Genomic DNA, 399 nt, shown 5'->3' with positions numbered 1-399 from the left:
AAACTGCGCCTCGATGACACCCGCGGGCAGGAGCACATCAAGCTCGCCACCGAGTACGGCGGCAAAAGCCAGCTCAACCTCGGGCATCTGGTGGACAGCGAGCGTCAGCCGCGCGGCGAGGGCTTTGAGCTGCGCACCGACAGTTACGGCACGCTACGCGCCGGGAAAGGGCTGTTTATCAGCGCCGATGCGCAGCCCATGGCGCAGGGCAAGGTGCTGGAAATGGACGCGGTTATCAGCGAGATGAGCGGCCTGCAGGAGATGGCGCAAAAGCTCTCGGACGATGCCCAGACCGCCAAAGCTGCCCCCGCGGATGTAGAGGCGCAAATCGCGCTGCTGCAACAGAGCCTGGATGCACTGAAACAGGCGGTGCTGCTGATGCACGCCCCGCAGGGCGCG

General features: G+C 65.2%; 1 protein-coding gene. It reads left to right on the top strand.

From position 1 onward, the window contains the following. Positions 1 to 399: type VI secretion system Vgr family protein (locus CYR32_RS21215; RefSeq protein WP_146000752.1), on the top strand; the 399-nt coding region annotated here is incomplete at both ends.

It is taken from the genome of Chimaeribacter coloradensis, from assembly GCF_002858715.1.
Classification (GTDB): Bacteria; Pseudomonadota; Gammaproteobacteria; order Enterobacterales; family Enterobacteriaceae; genus Chimaeribacter; species Chimaeribacter coloradensis.
Note: the sequence above shows the minus strand (reverse complement) of the source record. Positions and strands in the feature narration are given on the sequence as shown.